Origin of the sequence: Clostridium sp. UBA2485, from assembly GCF_002341865.1 — a bacterium.
Classification (GTDB): domain Bacteria; phylum Bacillota; class Clostridia; order Clostridiales; family Clostridiaceae; genus Clostridium_J.
In genome coordinates this window covers 1-4833 of the sequence record NZ_DDOV01000025.1, presented here as the reverse complement: position 1 = coordinate 4833, position 4833 = coordinate 1, and the positions used below count along the sequence as shown (strand labels likewise).

General features: G+C 28.9%; 2 protein-coding genes. Both read left to right on the top strand.

Annotation, left to right across the window (positions count from 1 at the left end; genetic code table 11):
• The first annotated feature begins 956 nt into the window (after positions 1-956).
• On the top strand, positions 957-2423 hold the full coding sequence (locus B3603_RS03400; RefSeq protein WP_291560760.1) for a polysaccharide deacetylase family protein: 1467 nt from the start codon (positions 957-959) through the stop codon (positions 2421-2423).
• A 426-nt stretch (positions 2424-2849) separates the two neighbouring features.
• Positions 2850-4685 carry a glycosyltransferase gene (locus tag B3603_RS03395; protein WP_291560758.1) on the top strand — a complete coding sequence of 612 codons (1836 nt, stop codon included), beginning with the start codon at positions 2850-2852 and terminating at the stop codon, positions 4683-4685.
• Positions 4686-4833 lie beyond the last annotated feature (148 nt).

Sequence of the window (4833 nt, the reverse complement as noted above, 5' to 3'; positions counted from 1 at the left end):
ATTATGGAAATTAAAATCATGTATAAGTTAGATTTTCATTAAGGAACCCTATATAGGGATACAATGTAAAAACTTAAGATATACTCTGGAAAATAAATTTTCTACAAAGATAGCTTAAATCTTTAGAAATTAAGGATTAATAATTAAGAGTGAAGAATTTAGGATGAAATTCACTAAGTGTGAATTTCTTAGAATAAAATTTATTCTAAAAAACCCCAAAGGCTTTGACGGTAGAGTTTTAACCATAATTCTTCATTTTTCATTCATGATAAAAATTTTATTATGGAAATTAAAATCATGTATAAGTTAAATTTTTATTATGGAATCCTATATATATTCTAATAGAGAAGATTAGCTTAATATTTTTATCCTAAACGTCTAATTCTTTATTAATATTAAATATTTCACTATAAGACATTATAGAACCATTGATATAATAGGATTCTTAAATAGTTTTATACCATTTATTTGTAAAAAATATAAATTATAGTGAAATTTACATGAAAAAAGTCTTTAAAATTGTTAATTATTATGGTAGTATTTGTTTTGGAAAGCTTTAGCATATATGTTATCTGCATTGATTATTTAGCTATTCTCAATGAAAGGTTACTATATTATGTTAGAGTTTTTTTAATTGTAAATAATGTGAATTAAATTGACTAACAAAATAGATTATTACATATATAAACATTTAGATTAACTTAGTAAAAATTCTTTAAGATAACTTTCTAGGTTTAATAATAAAAGGTTATAAAGTATTTATCCAATTAGAAACATTGACTGTAATTATAGTCGTTAAATCTAGTTATGCTCTAGTACATATCATTTTTATGTAATTATTTAAGTGAGAAAAAATAATTATATATAAAGTAATGAATCTAAATGAAAGGGATAGATTTATATATAGTAATAATTATTACTATTAACTAAAACTCTTTATAAAAGGTGAGATGATAATGGAAGATATAAAAGGTAAAAAAAGCAAAGTGAAATTAATCAGTCTTAGTGCCATAATTATATTATTTTTAGTATATCTAACTGGATGTAGAAGTGGTTTATTGAAAAAGGACTCAAAAGAGAAAGACACTTCTCCATCTAAGATAGAGACAAATGAAAGTATACCTAAATATGACGGAGAAAAAAGTAAGGCTATTTCTTATGTATATACTACAAAGAGAGAATTAACCCTTACTTTTAGTGGTATGGGTGATGAAAAGATGATGAAACAGCTTCTTGATGAACTGGACAAGTTTCAAATAAAGGCAGTATTTTTTCTTCCAGGAATGAGAGTAGCAGAAGAACCAGAAATTGCAAAAGAGATATTAAAAAGAGGGCATGAGATTGAAAATAATACCCTAAATAGAGTGGATTTAACTGAGTTGAGTTATCAAAATATATATAAGGAAATACAGAAAACTAATGAAATAATTAAAAAAGAAACAGGAGTAAGTCCAAAGTATCTGAGAACTAAGTCTGGAAGCTACAATGATGATGTATGTCTAGCTGCTGCACAGAGTGGATTGGAAGCTATTATTACCTACAGTGTTAATCCTAAGGACTGGGATATGAAAAGTGCAAAAGAGATTGGTGATTATGTAGCAAAATATATTACTCGTGGAGGGATAATAGCTTTAAATGCTGATAAAAATCCAGCGGTCGTCCAGTCAATTCCATTAATTGCAAAAGCCATTGATGATGTAGGATATAAACTAGTGCCTTTAAGTAAATTACTTGAAGGTAGCTATGAGAGAAAACCACTTCAGGCTATAAAAGGATATGATGCAGCTAAAATAAATGGAAAGATTGGAGAAAGTCAATACGACATTGTATATAAGATAAATACAGATAAAAAAGAAATTGCCCTCACCTTTGATGATTGGGGTAGAGATATTACAATAACAAAAATATTAGATACTTTAGATAAATATAATATTAAAGCTTCATTTTTCTTAAGAGGCAATGGAGTTGAGAAGAACCCGAATTTAGCAAAAGCTATTGCTGAAGCAGGACATGATGTTGCTAATCATACTTATAGCCATCCAGTAATAACAAATATAACACCTGAAAAATTACAATATGAGGTTGTAAAGTGTCACCAAGTACTTACTGAAGCAATTCAACAGCAGCCAAAGATGTTCTTTAGACCTCCTACTGGAGAGATTAATGAGGCAACAGCTAAAATAATAGCAGATTGTGGATATAAAACAATTTCTCTATTTGATGTAAGTCCACATGATTGGGATGTAAAGAATAGTGCAGAAGATATTGTAAACTTCATTCTTGAAAACACAGATAAGGGAAGCGTTATCTTACTTCATCTCCAAGACGAGATTAGTACTGTGGAGGCATTGCCAGTTATAATTGAGGATTTGAAAAATAAGGGCTATTCCTTTGCTACAATATCTGAGCTTATGAATAAATAGAATATAAAATTACATTAAGTTAATATAGAAGTCTAATATGGAAACTTAAGATGTATTCTGAAAAATAAATTTTCTATAAAAGTAGCTTAAATTCTTAGAAATTAAGGATTAATAATTAAGAATGAAGAATTTAGGAGAAAATTCACATTTAGTGAATTTCTTAAAATAAAATTTATTAAAAAAACTCCAAAGGCATTGAGGTTGGAGTTTTAACCATAATTCTTCATTTTTCATTCTTCATTTTTAATTGAAAGTAAAAAAAATTTGTGAAAATTAAAATCATGCATTAAGTTAAATTTTCATTAAGGAACTCTATATAAGATATAAGATATTTTTAATGTTACACAAATAGTTAAATTTATAATGTAGATTGGAGATATATTCTTGTTTAGAAAAAATAATAAAAAGAAAAAAAACGTAATTGAGGTGCTGTCTGCTCCAAAACCAGATAGACGTATCATTTCAAATGCACCAGATCCAGAAAACATACGAAAATTGAAAGATCGTAGAGGATTAAAAAATATTGAATTAGAAGATAGAGCGTATGAAGTAGATGACATACAAAAACTACATATGTTAAGTCTGAGGTATATAGCAGATTTTGATGTTATGTTAGTTAATCATAATGAAAAAAATAGAAGCAAAATAAAAGCTAAAGCTCTTGATATTTCTTCAACGGGTATTCTAGTTGAATTGGAAACTACAGATGTTGAATTTAATGTAGGAGATGAATATAAGATTAAATTTGATCTTCCACCGGGCACTATGCCAGAGGGATTTGAGTCTAAAGTTAATACTAATGGCAAGGTGGTGAGGCATTTTATTAAGCAAAATGGAGATGTGGATAAACTTCATGTGGCTTTTGAATTTGAGAAAAACCTTTTTGACTATTTTCAAAAAAAACGATGGGGCTATTCTGTATATACTGCAAGTACTATTCTATTTGTAGTAGTATCAATCATCATGCTTATGCGTGTTGAAAGTGTTATATATTTCAAATACAATATATTCTTATACTTTTATAGTATCATTGCAGCAGCATTCTTACTATCCCGATATTTTTTCGGAGCGTTATATAGGAATGTGCCTATAAATCCTAACTACACTCCAGGAGTATCAATAATTGTGCCTTGTTTCAATGAAGAACAATGGATTCAAAGAACTATTTTAAGTTGCATTAATCAGGATTATCCTATAGATAAATTAGAAGTGATTATTGTTGATGACTGTTCCACAGATAGATCTGTGGAAAAAATAGAAGAGATAGCAGAAAAACTTTATAATGAGGCAGAACGTTATAAACTCAAGGAACGTTTAAAAGTATTAAAATTATCTCAAAATGGAGGTAAGCGTGTAGCATTGAGTAAAGGTGTTGAAAGGGCAAAACATGATTTAGTTGTCTTTGTGGATTCTGATAGTTTTTTAGAACCTGAGGCAATAAAAAATCTTGTTCAACCTTTTCAAGATCCTAAAATGGGCGGTGTTACTGGTCGTACAGATGTTGAAAATAAATATACTAACTCAGTTACAAAGATGCAGACCGTTCGTTATTATATTGCTTTTCGTATTATGAAAGCAGCGGAATCATATTTTGACAGTGTAACATGTCTTTCCGGTCCACTATCCTGTTATCGTAAGGAATTAGTAATTGAGCATAGAGATGCTTGGCTGAATCAGAAATTTCTTGGACAACCTGCTACTTTTGGAGATGATCGTAGTATGACCAATTTTATTATGAAAAATCATCGTACTGGGTATCAAGATAGTGCAATATGTTCCACTATTGTTCCGTCAGATACAAAGGTTTTCTTGAAACAACAGATGCGATGGAAACGGTCATGGTTGCGTGAATCTTTAAGAGCTGGTTCTTTTATATGGAGAAAAGAACCTTTTATGGCATTATTTTTTTACATAGGTCTAATAGTACCTATTGCTGCGCCAATAGTAGTGCTGTACAACTTTATTTATGTTCCTATTGTTCATAACGTATTTCCAACTACTTTTATTTTAGGAATTTTACTTATGGCATTACTTATGAGTTTTGCACATTTATTATTCCGAAAGAGCAAGTTATGGATTTTTGGAATAGTATTTTGTCTTTTTTATGAAGTAGTACTTTTATGGCAGATGCCAGTTGCTTGGGTAACATTTTGGAAATCTACTTGGGGAACGCGAGAAACACCAGAGGATATAAAAGCAAAAAATAAAAAAGCAAGGAAAAAGAATAATAAAAAGAATGATAAAATTAAAACAAGCATTTAATTCTAAAGTACTATTGAAGCATTAGACTTTTAAGATTTCTTTTTTAAAAGTATATTTTGCGTCAGATAAATAAGTAGATTTTCATGATAGTTTAGGTTATCGTGAAGTTCTGATGAAGGAGTATGAATATAGGGTTCCTTAATGAAAA